The 16,283-nt window shown below is 69.9% G+C and carries 15 protein-coding genes, 1 pseudogene and 1 riboswitch; of the genes and pseudogenes, 15 read left to right on the top strand and 1 reads right to left on the bottom strand.

The window, feature by feature from the left end; genetic code table 11:
* Positions 1 to 43 precede the first annotated feature (43 nt).
* The 6 genes from ABD793_RS34095 (at position 44) to ABD793_RS34070 (ending at position 4,483) form a co-directional block, all read left to right on the top strand.
* The gene (locus ABD793_RS34095; protein WP_344867411.1) at positions 44 to 661 is read left to right on the top strand and encodes a YceD family protein; all 618 of its coding nucleotides are present in this window, start codon (positions 44 to 46) and stop codon (positions 659 to 661) included.
* A 74-nt stretch (positions 662 to 735) separates the two neighbouring features.
* Entirely contained in the window at positions 736 to 918 is a 183-nt protein-coding gene (rpmF, locus tag ABD793_RS34090) for a 50S ribosomal protein L32 (protein WP_020661787.1), read from the top strand.
* A gap of 13 nt (positions 919 to 931) precedes the next feature.
* On the top strand, positions 932 to 1,684 hold the full coding sequence (rnc, locus tag ABD793_RS34085) for a ribonuclease III (RefSeq protein WP_344867410.1): 753 nt from the start codon (positions 932 to 934) through the stop codon (positions 1,682 to 1,684).
* Between the two features lie 99 nt (positions 1,685 to 1,783).
* Positions 1,784 to 2,647, top strand: coding sequence for a bifunctional DNA-formamidopyrimidine glycosylase/DNA-(apurinic or apyrimidinic site) lyase (gene mutM, locus ABD793_RS34080; RefSeq protein ID WP_344867409.1), 864 nt, complete (start codon positions 1,784 to 1,786; stop codon positions 2,645 to 2,647).
* A gap of 137 nt (positions 2,648 to 2,784) precedes the next feature.
* On the top strand, positions 2,785 to 3,108 hold the full coding sequence (locus ABD793_RS34075; protein ID WP_344867408.1) for a PadR family transcriptional regulator: 324 nt from the start codon (positions 2,785 to 2,787) through the stop codon (positions 3,106 to 3,108).
* 79 nt (positions 3,109 to 3,187) lie between these two features.
* Positions 3,188 to 4,483, top strand: a complete 1,296-nt coding sequence (locus ABD793_RS34070) for a DUF1700 domain-containing protein (protein WP_344867407.1) — start codon at positions 3,188 to 3,190, stop codon at positions 4,481 to 4,483.
* A 770-nt stretch (positions 4,484 to 5,253) separates the two neighbouring features.
* Here the strand turns inward: ABD793_RS34070 and ABD793_RS34065 are convergent.
* Entirely contained in the window at positions 5,254 to 5,775 is a 522-nt protein-coding gene (locus ABD793_RS34065; protein WP_344867406.1) for a YflT domain-containing protein, read from the bottom strand.
* A 212-nt stretch (positions 5,776 to 5,987) separates the two neighbouring features.
* Between ABD793_RS34065 and ABD793_RS34060 the strand changes: the two genes are divergently transcribed.
* From ABD793_RS34060 to ABD793_RS34020, 9 genes and pseudogenes are all read left to right on the top strand, one after another.
* Entirely contained in the window at positions 5,988 to 7,352 is a 1,365-nt protein-coding gene (locus tag ABD793_RS34060; RefSeq protein ID WP_344867405.1) for a glutamine synthetase family protein, read from the top strand.
* The gene (locus ABD793_RS34055; protein WP_344867404.1) at positions 7,333 to 8,046 is read left to right on the top strand and encodes a gamma-glutamyl-gamma-aminobutyrate hydrolase family protein; all 714 of its coding nucleotides are present in this window, start codon (positions 7,333 to 7,335) and stop codon (positions 8,044 to 8,046) included. The genes ABD793_RS34060 and ABD793_RS34055 overlap by 20 nt, the downstream gene beginning before the upstream one ends.
* The gene (locus ABD793_RS34050) at positions 8,043 to 9,407 is read left to right on the top strand and encodes an aldehyde dehydrogenase family protein (protein ID WP_344867403.1); all 1,365 of its coding nucleotides are present in this window, start codon (positions 8,043 to 8,045) and stop codon (positions 9,405 to 9,407) included. Before ABD793_RS34055 ends, ABD793_RS34050 begins: the two co-directional genes overlap by 4 nt.
* 19 nt (positions 9,408 to 9,426) lie before the next feature.
* Positions 9,427 to 10,194: a 3-oxoacyl-ACP reductase gene (locus tag ABD793_RS34045; protein ID WP_344867402.1), complete on the top strand. Its 768-nt coding sequence runs from the start codon at positions 9,427 to 9,429 to the stop codon at positions 10,192 to 10,194.
* 205 nt (positions 10,195 to 10,399) lie between these two features.
* Positions 10,400 to 10,497: riboswitch (glycine riboswitch) on the top strand.
* A 44-nt stretch (positions 10,498 to 10,541) separates the two neighbouring features.
* Positions 10,542 to 13,373: an aminomethyl-transferring glycine dehydrogenase gene (gene gcvP / locus ABD793_RS34040; RefSeq protein WP_344867550.1), complete on the top strand. Its 2,832-nt coding sequence runs from the start codon at positions 10,542 to 10,544 to the stop codon at positions 13,371 to 13,373.
* 4 nt (positions 13,374 to 13,377) lie between these two features.
* Positions 13,378 to 14,493, top strand: a complete 1,116-nt coding sequence (gene gcvT / locus ABD793_RS34035) for a glycine cleavage system aminomethyltransferase GcvT (protein ID WP_344867401.1) — start codon at positions 13,378 to 13,380, stop codon at positions 14,491 to 14,493.
* Positions 14,494 to 14,507: 14 nt separating this feature from the next.
* A complete protein-coding gene (gene gcvH, locus ABD793_RS34030; protein ID WP_344867400.1) occupies positions 14,508 to 14,885 on the top strand; it encodes a glycine cleavage system protein GcvH in 378 nt (125 codons plus the stop codon).
* Positions 14,885 to 16,159 (top strand): serine hydroxymethyltransferase, encoded by a 1,275-nt coding sequence (glyA, locus tag ABD793_RS34025; protein WP_344867399.1) that lies wholly within the window; start codon positions 14,885 to 14,887, stop codon positions 16,157 to 16,159. The genes gcvH and glyA overlap by 1 nt, the downstream gene beginning before the upstream one ends.
* A pseudogene (locus ABD793_RS34020) lies at positions 16,156 to 16,283 on the top strand (lipoyl synthase); the annotation flags it as partial. The gene glyA and the pseudogene ABD793_RS34020, both read left to right, overlap by 4 nt.

The raw sequence follows: 16,283 nt of genomic DNA, 5'->3' as shown, positions 1-16,283 counted from the left end.
GCCGTCGACGTGCCGCCGGGCACCCTGCGTACCCTGGTAGGCGATGTCCGAGAACCCTGCCCGCAACGCACGCCCCGCGCAGCTCGACGACCGCAGCCCGTGGGTGCTCGACACCCGTGAGCTCGGCCGGCGCGCGGGACTCAGCCGCCCGCTTCGCCGTTCCGCGCCGTTCGAGACCGCACTCGGCGTGCCCGGCGTGCTCGAAATCCCGGCCGGCACGCCGGTCGAACTCGACCTGCTGCTCGAATCGGTGGTCGAGGGCGTGCTGGTGAGCGGCACCGCGCAGGCCACCGCCGACGGCGAGTGCGCCCGTTGCCTCGACCCGGTCACCGAGCACGTCGAGGTGGAGCTCACCGAGCTGTTCGCCTACCCCGGCTCGGCGACCGAGGAGACCACCGAGGAGGACGAGATCCCGCGGCTGGTCGACGACCGGATCGACCTCGAGCCGACGGTGCGCGACGCGCTGGTGCTCGCCCTTCCGCTCGCCCCGCTGTGCCGCGAGGACTGTGCCGGACTGTGCACCGAATGCGGTGTCAAGTGGGCCGATCTCGAGTCCGGACACGGGCATGAGAAGATAGATCCTCGGTGGGCCGCGCTCGTCGATCGTCTCGACGAGAACGCGGGCGAAAAGCCTGCGCACGGCTCCGGAGAGCAAGCCTGACGAGCGCCCAGCTCGATCCGGGAGAAGGAAGTCCGCTCGCGAGCGCGAGCAGACCGTTTGAAGGAGATCTACTCGTGGCCGTCCCGAAGCGGAAGATGTCGCGATCCAACACGCGCTCCCGCCGCAGCCAGTGGAAGGCGGCTCCGGTTCAGCTGGTGCCCTGCTCCAACCGCGCTTGCCGGCAGCCGAAGCTCCAGCACATCGCGTGCCCGGCATGCGGCCAGCACAACGGCCGCCAGGTCGTCGAGCCCGCCTGACGGGCAGGCCGCCATGGGGGGTAAGCCCGTCGGAGGACCGGCGTCCGATCCCGCACCGTTGCTCGAGGCGCTCGGGGTCGTTCTCGACCCCGAGCTTCTCCGCCTTTCGCTGACCCACCGCTCGTACGCGTACGAGAACGGCGGGCTGCCGCCGAACGAGCGGCTGGAATTCCTCGGCGACGCGGTGCTCGGCCTGGTCGTCACCGACCACCTCTACACCACACACCCCGATCTGCCCGAGGGGCAGCTCGCGAAGCTGCGCGCCAGCGTGGTCAACATGCACGCGCTGGCAGGAGTCGCACGCGGGCTCGGCGAGGGCGGACTCGGGGCACACCTGCTGCTGGGCAAGGGCGAGGAGCTCACCGGGGGCAGGGACAAGGCGAGCATCCTCGCCGACGGTCTCGAGGCCGTGCTCGGTGCGGTCTACCTTGCGCACGGCATCGAGATCGCGCGCAAGCTCGTGCACCACCTGTTCGACGGACTGCTGGCCGAGGCTCCGCTGCGCGGCGCCGGTCTCGACTGGAAGACCAGCTTGCAGGAGCTCACCGCCTCCGCGGGCCTCGGCGTGCCCGAGTACCGCGTCGAGGACACCGGTCCGGACCACCGCAAGGAGTTCACCGCCACGGTGTACGTCGGTGGCCGGGGACTGGGCGAGGGCGCAGGCACCACGAAGAAGGAAGCCGAGCAGAAGGCCGCCGAAACCGCTTGGCGCGCGCTGTCCGAGGAACTCGGCGTCGGCGACGAGGGACCGACCGTCGAGGCTTGAGGCATCTCCGCATCCGGGGCCCGTCGGCACTGTGCCGACGGGCCCCGTTTTGTGTGCCCGGACGGCGGAACTGTCGGTGGTGGCGGGCAGAATGAGCGCATGCCCGAACTGCCCGAGGTCGAGGTCGTCCGCGCCGGTCTGCAGGCCCACGTGGCCGGCCGCACCGTCCGCGGGGTCGAGGTACTGCACCAGCGCGCCATCCGGCGGCACGCACTGGGCGCCGCCGATTTCACCGGGCGGCTGGCCGGGGTCAAGATCGAGGCGGCGCGGCGGCGGGGCAAGTACCTGTGGCTCGAGCTGTCGCACGGGGAGGCCGTGCTCGCGCATCTCGGGATGAGCGGTCAGATGCTGGTGCAGCCCGGGGACGCGCCGGACGAGAAGCATCTGCGGGTGCGGATCCGGTTCGCCGACGACGGCCCGGAGCTGCGTTTCGTCGACCAGCGCACGTTCGGCGGGCTGGCGCTCGACGACCTCGTGCAGGTCGAGGGCGAGGCGTTGCCGGGCACCATCGCGCACATCGCCCGTGATCCGATGGACTCGCGGTTCGATCCGGTCGCCGCGGTGCGGGCGCTGCGCTCGCGCCGTACCGAGATCAAACGCGCGTTGCTGGACCAGACATTGGTCTCCGGGGTCGGCAACATCTACGCCGACGAGGCGTTGTGGCGAGCCAAACTGCACGGCACCCGTCCCACCGAAAGGCTCACCACCGCGCAGGGCCGCGCCGTGCTCGAAGCGGCCACGGACGTGATGTCGTCCGCACTGCAGGCCGGGGGCACCTCCTTCGACGCGTTGTACGTCAACGTCAACGGGCAGTCCGGTTACTTCGACCGTTCCCTCGACGCCTACGGCCAGGAAGGCCTGCCGTGTGGCCGGTGCGGCACGGCGATCCGGCGGGAACCGTTCATGAACCGCTCGTCGTACTCGTGCCCGCGTTGCCAGCCGCGGCCACGCACGCGGCGCTGACCGGGGGCGGCTCGGGCTGGTTTGCGGATCGGCCGGGCCGGGCACGCTGATCGTCTCTTGCGTAGCCACGGCCTAATGCCGTGCGCACTACTGCGCTATGCGTGGTACCGTTCCAAGTGTAAGACCTGGAGGGTGCCGTGGAGATCAGTCAGCTGCTCAAGGGAGTGCTGGACCTGGCAGTGCTGGCGGTGTTGCGCGACAAGGACGGATACGGCTACGACGTGCTGCGAAGACTTCGCATCGCCGGTCTGGAAGAAGTCGGGGACGCGTCGGTGTACGGCACGCTGCGACGGCTGTACAAGGCCGGCCTGCTGACGTCGTACGTGGTGCCGAGCGAGGAAGGCCCACACCGCAAGTACTACAGCCTGAACGAGCCGGGACGGCAGCGGCTCACCGAATCGGTGAGTACCTGGCAGAGTTTCGCGTCGGCCATGGACCAGCTGCTCAAGGAGGCGGCGTGAACGTCGTCTGCTGCGCGAGGGGAACCGAAGAAACGAAGCAGGACGTCCGCGGGGCGGGAAAGACACGGGGAGAAGCAGCATGAGTACGGAAAAGCCCACCGCCGTGCGGGTGTACCTGGCGAGGGTCCGCACCGCGCTCGCCGATCTGCCCACCGGGGAGGTCGAGGAGATCCTGGAGGACGTCCGGCCGCACCTGGCCGAGATCGAGGCCGAGCTGGGCCCGTCGGCGCGGGTCGAGGCGCTCGTCGAACGGCTCGGCACGCCGGAGAGCTACGCGGCCGAACTGCGGGCCGCCGGTGGATATCCGGCCGCACCACCCGGCGAAGCAGCCACCGAGGTACTCGCGACGCCGGCCGCGCCTGGTCTGTTCGCACCGCGGTTTGCCTTGTGGGGCATGGTGTTCTGTGCCGCGGTGATGGCGCTGCTCGCGTTTGCCGCCGCGGTCCAGATCGATCCGGACATCCTGTTGGGATTGATCCTGCTGGTACCGGTGTTCGCGGTGAGCCTGTGGCTGTTGTTCCGCCGCGGGGTGCAGGCGGTGCTGGACCTGCCGGAGGTCGGCTGGGCGCGGGAGTCGCTGCGGACGTGGCGGGAAGGCCGCGGTGCACGCGCGGCGACGTACCTGAGCGCACTGAAGCCGGCCTGGTGGCTGGTCTGCGCGGTGCTGCTGGTGGCGTTCGGCCTGCTGCTCATGGTGCGGCACACGTACGCCGCGGCGTTGCTGCCGTTCCTGGTGGTCGCCGCGGTGGCGATGGTGTGGGCCGGGTCGCGCACGCGGGAGGATCGCAGGCTGCTGTGGCTCGCGGTGCCGGTGTCGGCGTTCGTGGTGGGTGGCGCGTTCGGCGGTTTCGGGGCGGCGGTCGACCTGATCGGGAACCACGACTCGTACTACCCGAACACCGCGTCGTACTCCTCGCCGTCCACCGACAACTACGGCAACCAGCAACTGCGCTACGGCGACAAGGAGCTGGAGAACGTGTACGCGTTCGACGCGAACGGCAAGCCGCTCAAGGACGTCTACCTCTACGACGAGGAGGGCCGTCCACTGTCGATCACCCGTCACGGATGCGAGAAGGACACCGGGACCACGCAGTCGCGCGGATCCGACAACCGGTTCCCGCGGCCGAACGTCGTGGAAGGCGTCCAGGACGACCAAGGGAACGTCAACGGCTACAACAGCAGCCGCGCCTACTGCAGTGAGACCGACGAAGTGCCGTTCGCGGCGGCGATCCCGAAACCGTCGTCGAGCAGCGAGCCCTCTTCGAGCAGCCAGCCTTCTTCGGGCGCCCAGCCCCCGTCGGGTGACCGGCCGTCTTCGAGCGCGCCTTCGACGACCGGCACGGCGACGACCAGTCCCGCTCCGCCCACGAGGTAGAGCCGCGCGGGGCGGGGGAGCAGCGGTCGGGGCTGCTCCCCTGTCTCCTGGCGCGGGCGCCCGGATCGGCCTGGTACGGGTATGGGCGGCGAATCGGCTGATCGCGGCGAGGGCACTGCCGGTCAGTGCGGTGACCGGCAGTGCGTCGATCGTGGTGAGGGACGGTGCGGTGGAACGGTCAGTGCGGTGACCGGCAGTGCGTCGATCGCGGTGAAGGACGGTGCGGTGGAACGGTCAGTGCCGGTCGCAGTGAGAACTCGGCGCGGTGACGGAACTTGCGCCGATCGAGGGGAAGCCGCCCGGTGACATGCTGCGCGGCGGTCGGGTCGGTACCGGGTCGATACGTCGGAACGCCGCTGTCGTCGGTAACGGGTCAGCGTGTTGCCGTTGCCGTTGCGGTGGCAGGCTGCGCGGCGCAACGTTGCCGGGACGGCGAGAAGCCGGTGTGTCGCAATGCTGCCGGGGAGGTAGCGGCCAGCGCGTCGCAATGCTGCGCGGGCGGCGTAGGCCGCGGGAGTGTGCAATGTTGTCGAGGGTGCGACGGGTCGGTGTGTAGCAACGCTGCTGCCGTGGCAGGTCGGCGCGTCGTAACGTCGCCGGGACGGTGACCGCCCGGTGTGTCGCAAATGCTGCGGGAGGGGTGAACAGCTCTGCACACGGCAGCGCGATCGGCACAGGGAATACTGTGCCGATCGCGCCGGGGGCCGGTGTGGTGACAGGTCAGTGCGTCGTGGCCGAGAGGCCGGGCGGACGCCGCGGGGTGCGGCTGTTCAGTGCGTGAATGCCGAGCGGGCCGCCAGGTCGGCGAGGAGTTCGCGGCCGCGTTCTGCGTTGCGGGGCTGGGAGAGCACGTCGTAGCGCTGTGCCACCAGCTGGCTCTGCGAGACGAATCCGCGCTTGTTGCGGTTGGCCGCGTAGCCCAGTGCGCCGAACAGCAGGTTGAACACGATGCCCGCGATCAGGCCGAGCCCGATCGGCAACAGTCCGGCGCCCGGGTTGAGCATGCTCAGCACGAGGCCGAGGAACAGACCGAACACGGCACCGGACATCGCCGCGCTGCTGAGTAGCTTGCCGAGGCTCATCCGGCCCGCGATCCGCTCCACGAGCATCGGCTGCACGCCGACGATGGTCACGTCGGTGACCGGGAAGTCGGCGCCGACGAGGTGGTCGACCGCCCGCTGCGCTTGCTCGTACGATTCGTAGGACGCGATCGGCCACCCGGTCGGCATCGTCGGGAGCTGCGGCCGCGCCGGCTGCTGGCTGAACGTGGACTGCGTGAATGCTTCAGTCATCCCTCTCACCTCTCTTGCCCGGTACAACGTACGAGACGGCGCGTTTGGTCCCGGATCGGCCCGATTCACAGATTCTTCTCAGCCGGGCATCCCGGACAGACCGGACCCCGGTGAATGGATCAGAAAAATACCTTATCGGCCATTGACCCCGCGCGGCCCGGTCGGTAGGAAGAACGCGCAAAGGACCTGATCCAAACCTTTGGGACGGTGCGATGGCAGGCAGGCGAGGATTGCTCACGCTGGCGGATCTCCGGGAGCGGGTGGCGGCGGGCGCGATCGACACGGTGCTCGTCGCGATCACCGACATGCAGGGCAGGCTCCAGGGCAAGCGCTGTTCGGCCGAGTACTTCCTCGAAGAGGTCGCCGACCACGCCACCGAAGCGTGCAATTACCTGCTGGCCGTCGACGTGGACATGAACACCGTGGACGGCTACGCGAGCTCCTCGTGGGAGCACGGCTACGGCGACTTCGTGCTGCGCCCGGACTTCAGCACGCTGCGCGAGATCCCGTGGCACGAGGGCACCGCCATGGTGCTCGCCGACGTCGAGCGGGTGCAGGGCGGTCCGGTCACCGTTTCGCCGCGGCAGATCCTGCGCCGCCAGCTCGACCGGCTCGCCGACCGCGGCCTCGTCGCGTACGCGGGCACCGAGCTGGAGTTCATCGTCTTCGACGATTCCTACGAGGCCGCGTGGGACAAGCGCTACCACGATCTGAAGCCGGCCAACCAGTACAACGTGGACTACTCGATGCTCGGCACCGCGCGCATCGAACCGCTGCTGCGCCGGATCCGCAACGCGATGGCGGGCGCCGGGCTGTACCCCGAATCGGCCAAGGGCGAGTGCAATCCCGGGCAGCAGGAGATCGCCTTCCGCTACGCCGAGGCGTTGACCAGCTGCGACAACCACAGCGTCTACAAGAACGGCGCGAAGGAGATCGCCGCGCAGGAGGGCAAGAGCCTCACGTTCATGGCGAAGTACAACGAACGCGAGGGCAACTCCTGCCACATCCACCTCAGCCTCCGTTCCGCTTCCGGTGATCCGGTGCTGGCGGGCGACAGCGAGCACGGGTTCTCGCCGCTGATGGAGCACTTCCTCGCCGGTCAGCTCGCCGCGCTGCGCGAGCTGACCGGCTTCTTCGCGCCCAACATCAACTCCTACAAGCGTTTCGTACGGGGGAGTTTCGCGCCGACGGCGATCGCGTGGGGCACCGACAACCGGACCTGCGCGCTGCGCGTGGTCGGGCACGGCGAATCGCTGCGGGTGGAGAACCGGGTGCCCGGTGGTGACGTGAACCCCTACCTCGCGGTCGCCGCGCTGGTCGCCGCCGGACTGCACGGCATCGAGAACGAGCTGCCGCTGGAGCCCGAGTTCTCCGGCAACGCCTACGCGTCCGGCAAACCGGCTGTGCCCAGCACGCTCGGCGAGGCGGCTGCCGCGCTCGACCGCAGCCAGATCGCCCGCGACGCCTTCGGTGACGACGTGGTCGATCACTACCTCAACGCCGCGCGGGTCGAGCTGGAGGCGTTCGAACGGACCGTGACCGATTGGGAGCGCATCCGTGGTTTCGAACGCCTCTGATCCACCCGTCATCGGCCTCACCACGTACTCGGAACGGTCGAAGTTCGTCGTCTGGGACGCCGAAGCGACCGTGTTGCACCGGGTTTACTCCGAGTGCGTGGTGGCCGCCGGTGGAATCCCGGTGCTGTTGCCGCCGGTCACCACGGCCTGCGAACGGCTCATGTCGCGGATCGACGGTCTCGTGCTCACCGGCGGGGCGGATATCGACCCCGGTCGCTACGGACAGCAGCCGCATCCCTCGACCTATCTGCGCCCGGAGCGCGACGCGTTCGAGGCAGGCCTCTACGCCGCCGCCCGCGCGGCCGGAAAACCGGTGCTGGGCGTGTGCCGCGGACTCCAGGTGATCAACGTGGCCCTCGGCGGCACGCTGGCCCAGCACCTGCCGGAATCCCTCGGCGACACCGCGCACCAGCCGGCCCCGGCGGCTTTCGGCAGCACGACCGTCACGCTCACCGCCGGTAGCCGCGCCGCCGCGATCCTCGGCCCGGAGACGAAGGTGCGGTGCTACCACCACCAGGCGATCGACCGGCTCGGTCACGGGCTGGTCGCCTCCGGGCACGCCGCCGACGGCACGGTCGAGGCCGCGGAACTGCCCGGCGGATTCGTGCTCGGCGTGCAGTGGCATCCCGAGCAGGACACCGATGACGTCCGGCTGTTCACCGCACTGGTGAACGCCGCGCAGGAGGGACCATGACCGAGACCTTCGCCGTGCTCAATCCGGCCACCGAAGAGGTGGTCCGCCAGGTTCCGCTCGCCAGTGCGGAGGAGACCGACGCCGCGATCGCCCGTGCGCACGCCGCGTTCCCGGCGTGGCGGGCGGTGCCGCCTGGGGACCGGGCCCGGCTGCTGCGCCGGTTCGCCGCCGCGGTGGACGCCGACCGGGAGAACCTGGCGCAGCTCGAGGTGCTGAACTCCGGGCACACCGTCGGCAACGCCCGCTGGGAGGCCGGCAACGTCCGGGACGTGCTGGACTACTACGCCGGTGCGCCGGAACGCCTGCTGGGACAGCAGATCCCGGTGCCGGGCGGGGTGAACGTGACCTTCCACGAACCGCTGGGCGTGGTCGGTGTGATCGTGCCGTGGAACTTCCCGATGCCGATCGCGGGCTGGGGCTTCGCGCCGGCGCTCGCGGCGGGCAACACGGTGGTGCTCAAGCCCGCCGAGCTGACCCCGCTGACCGCGCTCCGGCTGGCCGAACTGGCCAGGGAGGCGGGCATCCCGGACGACGTGTTCCAGGTGCTGCCCGGCAAGGGCGCGGTGGTCGGCCAGCGGTTCGTGACGCATCCGGCGGTGCGCAAGGTCGTGTTCACCGGCTCCACCGAGGTCGGCAAGCAGATCATGGCCGGCTGCTCGGCGCAGGTGAAACGGGTGACGCTGGAGCTGGGCGGCAAGAACGCGAACGTGGTGTTCGACGACGCCGATCTGGCGCAAGCCGCGGCGACCGCGCCCTACGGGGTGTTCGACAACGCCGGCCAGGACTGCTGCGCGCGTTCGCTGATCCTGGTGCAGGACAACGTCTACGACCGTTTCCTCGAGTTGCTGGAGCCCGCCGTGCGCGGTGTCGTCGTCGGCGATCCGGGCGCCGAGGAAACCGAGATGGGCCCGCTGATCTCCGCCGCGCACCACGCGAAGGTGTCGTCCTACGTCACCGCTGCCACACCGGTCGCGTTCCGCGGCAGCGCGCCGGACGGACCGGGTTTCTGGTTCGCACCCACTGTGGTGACTCCGCCGGGGCTGGCCGATCCGCTTGCCAGTGACGAGATCTTCGGCCCGGTCGTCGCCGTGCTGCGGTTCGCCGACGAGGACGAGGCGGTGCGCATGGCCAACCACACCGACTACGGCCTGTCCGGGTCGATCTGGACCCGCGACGTCGGCCGCGCGTTCCGGGTGGCCCGCGCGGTGGAATCCGGGAACCTGTCGGTGAACTCGCATTCCGCGGTCCGCTACTGGACCCCGTTCGGCGGCTTCAAGCAGTCCGGGCTCGGCCGTGAGCTGGGCCCGGACGCCGCCTCGGCGTTCACCGAGACGAAGAACGTTTTCCTGAGCACCTCGTAGATCCGGAGGAATGAACCAGATGGTGCAGCGTTTCGAGGACCGCGTCGTGGTGATCACCGGCGGGGCGAGCGGGATCGGCCTCGCCACCGCCCGGCGGCTGGCGAGCGAGGGCGCGAAGGTGGTCATCGCCGACGTCGTGCCCGAACAGGGCAGGGCCGCGGCCGACGAGGTGGGCGGCCGGTTCGTGCCGACCGACGTGACCGACGCCGAGCAGGTCGAAGCCCTGTTCCAGGCCACTGTGGACGAGTTCGGCTCGGTCGACGTCGCGTTCAACAACGCGGGCATCTCGCCGCCGGAGGACGATTCCATCCTCACCACCGGCATCGATGCGTGGGAAAGAGTGCAGCGGGTCAACCTCACCTCGGTGTACCTGTGCTGCAAGGCGGTGCTGCCGCACATGCAGCGTCAGGGCAAGGGCGCGATCGTGAACACCGCGTCGTTCGTGGCCGTGCTCGGCGCGGCGACGTCGCAGATCTCCTACACCGCGTCGAAGGGCGGGGTGCTCGCGATGACGCGGGAGCTGGGGGTGCAGTTCGCGCGGGAGAACATCCGGGTCAACGCGCTGTGCCCGGGTCCGGTGAACACGCCGCTGCTGAAGGAGTTGTTCGCGAAGGATCCGGAACGCGCGGCACGCCGGCTGGTGCACGTGCCGCTCGGCCGGTTCGCCGAGCCGGAGGAGATCGCCGCCTCGGTGGCCTTCCTGGCCAGCGACGACGCGAGCTTCATCACGGCGTCGCAGTTCCTCGTGGACGGGGGCATCTCCGGGGCGTACGTGACGCCGCTGTGACGGTGGCGGGCGGTCAAACCGGGGTGTGGCGTAGGCCCGGTGAGCTGGACTGCCCCGCGAAGCGGCAGGTAGAGTGGCTGCCACCACAGCACCACCAACTGCATACTGGGCCGTTCGAGCCGGAGCGGGAGAGCCCCACGTCAGCAATGGGGCACCGAAGGAGCAAACTCCCCGGAATCTCTCAGGTACCCACTACCGCTTTCGGCGAGGCCACTCTGGAAAGAAGGCGCACCCGCGCCTCACCCAAGGTGAAAGCCGCACCGCGCGGCGAAACTCTCAGGTGCCCATGACAGAGGGGGAGTTCCCAAGCGCACCGTCGCGTCCGGTGCCCGTACTGAGGAGCTCCCATCACCTCCACCTCCTTCGACACCCGTCACATCGGTCCCGGTCCGGCCGAGCGGGCGAAGATGCTCGCCGAATGCGGTTACGGAAGCCTGGATGCACTCGTCGAAGCGGCGGTGCCCTCGGCCATCCGCACCGCCGGTGAGCTGCAGCTGCCCACCGCCGCGTCCGAAGAGGACGCCACCGCCGAACTGCGTGCGCTCGCCGCGCGCAACCGCCCGATGACGCAGATGATCGGCCTCGGCTACCACGACACCGTCACGCCCGGCGTGGTCCGCCGCAACGTGCTGGAGAATCCGGCCTGGTACACCGCGTACACGCCGTACCAGCCGGAAATCTCGCAGGGCAGGCTGGAAGCACTGCTGAACTTCCAGACCGTGGTCGCCGACCTGACCGGCCTGACCACGGCGAACGCTTCGCTGCTGGACGAGTCCACCGCGGTCGCCGAGGCGATGACGTTGATGCGCCGGGTGTCGAAGGCGAAGTCCAACGTGGTCGTGCTCGACGCGGAATGCCTGCCGCAGACCGTCGCGGTGGTGCGCACGCGGGCCGAGGCGCTGGGTATCGAGGTGCAGGTGCGCGACCTGCTGACCGGGCTGCCGGAGGAGTTCTTCGGCGTCGTCGCGCAGTACCCGGGCGCGTCCGGGGTACTGCGTGGCCGCGGTTTCTACCACGCGGTTTCCGAAGCGGCGAAGGCCGCGGGCGCGCTGTACACCGTGGCTGCCGACCTGCTGGCGCTCACCCTGGTCGAGGCGCCTGGTGAGTTCGGTGCCGACGTGGCGGTCGGGTCCACGCAGCGGTTCGGCGTGCCGCTCGGGTACGGCGGTCCGCACGCCGGGTACATCGCGGTGCGGTCCGGTTTGGAACGTTCGCTGCCCGGCAGGCTCGTGGGCGTGTCGGTGGACGCCGACGGCAACTCCGCGTACCGGCTCGCGCTGCAGACCCGTGAACAGCACATCCGCCGTGAGAAGGCGACGTCGAACATTTGCACCGCGCAGGTGCTGCCTGCCGTGCTGGCCGCGATGTACGCGGTCTACCACGGTCCCGAAGGGCTGAAGTCCATCGCGAACCGGGTACACGAGCTGGCCGCCGGCTTCGCGAACGCCTTGCGCGCGGGCGGCGTCGAGGTTGTGCACGAGACGTTCTTCGACACTGTCGTGGCGCACGTGCCCGGCCGTGCCGCTGAGGTGCACGCTGCTGCGCGTGAAGCCGGGATCAACCTCGGTCACGTCGACGCCGACCACGTCCGTGTCGCCTGCGACGAGGTGACCCGTCCTGAAACGCTCGAGAAGGTGCTTCGCGCTTTCGGCGTCGACAGTGCTTGGGAAGCGGCGAAGGCGTTGCCGAGCGGTCTTGTCCGCGAGACCGGGTTCATGGCGCACGAGGTGTTCAGCACGCACCGCTCGGAGACGTCGATGCTGCGCTACCTGCGCCGGCTCGCCGACCAGGACTTCGCGCTCGACCGCGGGATGATCCCGCTCGGCTCGTGCACGATGAAACTCAACGCCACCACCGAGATGGAGCCGATCAGCTGGCGCGAGTTCGCCGGTATCCACCCGTTCGCGCCGTCCGGGGACGCCGAGGGGTACCACGAGCTGGTCCGGCAGCTGTCCGGCTGGCTCGCCGAGGTCACCGGCTACGATCGGGTCTCCCTGCAGCCCAACGCAGGCAGCCAGGGTGAGCTGGCCGGCCTGCTGGCGATCCGCGGTTACCACCGGGCGAACGGCCAGCCCGAGCGCGACGTCTGCCTGATCCCGTCGTCCGCGCACGGCACCAACGCCGCGTCCGCCGTGCTCGCCGGCATGCGCGTGGTCGTGGTCAAGTGCACCGGCGAAGGCAACGTGGACCTCGAAGACCTGCAGACCAAAGTGGACACCCATCGGGACACGCTGGCCGCGATCATGGTCACCTATCCCTCCACGCACGGCGTGTACGAGCACGGTATCGAGCGGCTGGCGAAGATCGTGCACGACGGCGGCGGCCAGGTCTACGTGGACGGCGCGAACCTGAACGCGCTGCTGGGCCTGGCGAAGCCGGGCGAGTTCGGCGGCGACGTCTCGCACCTCAACCTGCACAAGACGTTCTGCATCCCGCACGGCGGCGGCGGTCCGGGCGTCGGCCCGGTCGCGGTGCGCGCGCACCTCGCGCCGCACCTGCCGAACCACCCGATGCTGGCCGGGGCGGGGCCGGCGACCGGCGTCGGCCCGATCAGCGGCGCACCGTACGGTTCGGCCTCGATCCTGCCGATTTCCTGGGCGTACGTGCGGATGATGGGTGCACCCGGCCTCACCACGGCGACCAAGGTCGCGGTGCTGGCGGCCAACTACATCGCCGCCCGGCTGGGTCCGCACTACCCGGTGCTCTACACCGGACAGGACGAGCTGGTCGCGCACGAGTGCATCCTCGACCTGCGCGGGATCACCAAGGAGACCGGCGTGACCGTCGACGACGTCGCCAAGCGGCTCATCGACTACGGCTTCCACGCGCCGACGATGTCCTTCCCGGTCGCGGGCACGCTGATGGTCGAGCCGACCGAGAGCGAGGACCTCGCCGAGATCGACCGGTTCTGCGCGGCGATGATCGCGATCCGGCACGAGATCGACGAGGTGGCCGCAGGCCGGTGGACCGCGGAGACCAGCCCGCTGCGCGGTGCACCGCACACCGCGGGTGCGCTGGTCGGCGAATGGGCGCACGACTACGACCGCGAGCTGGCCGTCTACCCGGCCGGGGTGTCGCGCAGGACGAAGTACTGGCCGCCGGTGCGCCGGATCGACGGGGCCCGCGGAGACCGCAACCTCGTCTGCTCCTGCCCGCCGCTGAACTCCTACGAAGGCTGAGCCCGTGACCCGAGAGACCGCTTTGCACGGAGTCCACCAGGGCCTCGGCGCGCTGTTCACCGATTTCGCCGGCTGGTCGATGCCGGTCCGCTACGCGAGCGAGCTGGCCGAGCACAAGGCGGTCCGCGAGGCGGCCGGCCTGTTCGACCTGTCGCATATGGCCGAGCTCCACGTGCGCGGCGGGCAGGCCGCCGACGTGCTCGACTACGCGCTGGTCGGCAACCTGTCCGGGGTCAAGCCGGGCCGAGCGCGGTACACGATGATCTGTGACGCCGACGGTGGCGTGCTCGACGACCTGGTGGTCTACCGTCTGGCCGAAGAGGAGTACCTGGTGGTGGCCAACGCCGGCAACGCCGGCGTGGTCGCCGAAGCACTGGCCGAACGCGTGCGCGGATTCGACGCCGTGGTGGACGACCGTTCCGCAGCCACCGCGCTGATCGCGGTGCAGGGACCGAACGCGGTCGGCGTGCTTTCCGCGGTGACCGACGCCGACCTCGGCTCGCTCAAGTACTACGCGAGCGTGCCCGCGGTCGTGAAGGGCCACGAGGTGCTGCTGGCCCGCACCGGCTACACCGGTGAGGACGGCTTCGAGCTGTTCGCCCCCGCGGCGGACGCACCGGCGTTGTGGCGGATCCTGACCGAGGCCGGGCAGGCGCACGGGCTGGTGCCGTGCGGGCTGGCCTGTCGCGACACCCTTCGGCTCGAAGCGGGAATGCCGTTGTACGGCAACGAACTCAGCCGTCAGCTGAACCCGTTCGCGGCCGGGCTCGGCCGGGTGGTGAAGTTCGAGAAACCGGGCGATTTCGTGGGCCGGGCGGCGTTGGCGGAGCTGGCGACGGCCGACGTCCCGCGGGTGCGGATCGGCCTGCGCGGCACCGGACGGCGGGCTCCGCGCCACGGCTACCGGGTGCTCGCCGGGGAAAGCCCGGACAGCACCGCGAACGGCGCGGAGATCGGCGAGGTGACCAGCGGCGCGCTGTCACCGACGCTGGGGCACCCGATCGCGATGGCGTACGTCGATCGGGGGTACGCCGAGCCCGGCACGCAGCTGTCCGTCGACATCCGCGGCAAGATCTTCCCGGTCGAGGTTGTCGACCTGCCCTTCTACTCCCGAGCCTGAAAGGCCCGCAAGCAATGAGCGTTCCGGAAAACCTGTCCTACACCAAGGAACACGAGTGGCTGGCGGTTGCCGACGGCGTGGCCACCGTCGGCATCACCGCCTTCGCCGCCGAATCGCTCGGCGACATCGTGTTCGTGCAGCTGCCCGCGGCAGGTGAGATGGTCACCGCGGGCGAGGTGTTCGGCGAGGTCGAGTCCACGAAGTCGGTCAGCGAGCTGTACTCGCCGGTCAGCGGCGAGGTGGTCGAGGTGAACGAGACCACGGCCGAACGTCCCGAGATCGTCAACTCCGACCCCTACACCGAAGGCTGGCTGGTGCGGGTGCGGCTTTCCGGTGACGCGCCGGAACTGCTCGACGCCACCGCCTACGCCTCGTTCACCCAGGAGAGCTGATGCCGACTTTCGATGCCCACCTGTCCGATGTGGACCCCGAGGTCGCCGCCGCGGTCGCCGCGGAGCTGGACCGCCAGCAGTCCACCCTGGAGATGATCGCCTCGGAGAACTTCGCGCCGGTCGGCGTGCTCGAGGCACAGGGCTCGGTGCTGACCAACAAGTACGCCGAGGGCTACCCCGGCCGCCGCTACTACGGCGGCTGCGAGCACGTCGACGTGGTCGAGCAGCTCGCGATCGACCGGGCGAAGGCGCTCTTCGGCGCGGAACACGCCAACGTGCAGCCGCATTCGGGGGCACAGGCCAACGCGGCGGCGATGTTCGCCGTGCTGAAGCCGGGGGACACCATCCTCGGCCTCGACCTCGCGCACGGCGGGCACCTCACGCACGGGATGAAGATCAATTTCTCCGGCAAGCTGTACGACGTGGTCGCCTACCACGTCGACAAGGAAACCGGGATCGTCGACCTGGCCGAGATCGAGCGGCTGGCGGTGGAGCACCGGCCGAAGCTGATCATCGCAGGCTGGTCGGCCTACCCACGGCAGCTGGACTTCGCCGAGTTCCGCCGGATCGCGGATCTGGTGGACGCGAAGCTGATGGTCGACATGGCGCACTTCGCCGGTCTGGTGGCCGCCGGGCTGCATCCGTCGCCGGTGCCGCACGCGGACATCGTCACCACCACCACGCACAAGACCCTCGGCGGTCCGCGCGGCGGCCTGATCCTGAGCCGCGAGGAGCTGGCGAAGAAGATCAACTCGGCGGTGTTCCCCGGTCAGCAGGGCGGGCCGCTGGAGCACGTGATCGCGGCGAAAGCGGTGGCGCTGAAGATCGCCGCGAGCGAGGAGTTCCGCGAGCGGCAGGAGCGGACGCTGGCGGGTTCGCGCATCCTCGCCGACCGGCTCTCGCGTACTGACTGCGCGGAGGCAGGCGTGCGCGTGCTGACCGGCGGCACCGACGTGCACCTCGTGCTTGTCGACCTGGTGCGGTCCGCTTTGGACGGACAGCAGGCCGAGGACCGGCTGCATTCGGTCGGTATCACGGTCAACCGCAATGCGGTCCCGTTCGACCCGCGGCCGCCGATGGTCACCTCGGGCCTGCGCATCGGCACCCCGGCGCTGGCCACCCGCGGTTTCGGCGAGGAGGACTTCGCCGAGGTCGCGGACGTGATCGGCGAGGCGCTGAAACCGGACTTCGACGAACCGGTGCGGCAAGCGCTGCGGGACCGGGTCGAACTGCTCGCCAAGAAGCACCCGCTGTACGGGGAGCTCACCCGATGAACGTGACGCCTGAGGGGCGGAAGTTGTTGCGGCTTGAGGTGCGTAACAGCGAGACGCCGATTGAGAAGAAGCCGTCGTGGATTCGGACGCGGGTGCGGATGGGGCCGGAGTTCACGGAGTTGAA

This window comes from Amycolatopsis ultiminotia (assembly GCF_039536925.1).
GTDB lineage: Bacteria > Actinomycetota > Actinomycetes > Mycobacteriales > Pseudonocardiaceae > Amycolatopsis > Amycolatopsis ultiminotia.
This window is presented reverse-complemented; position numbering and strand designations above follow the sequence as displayed.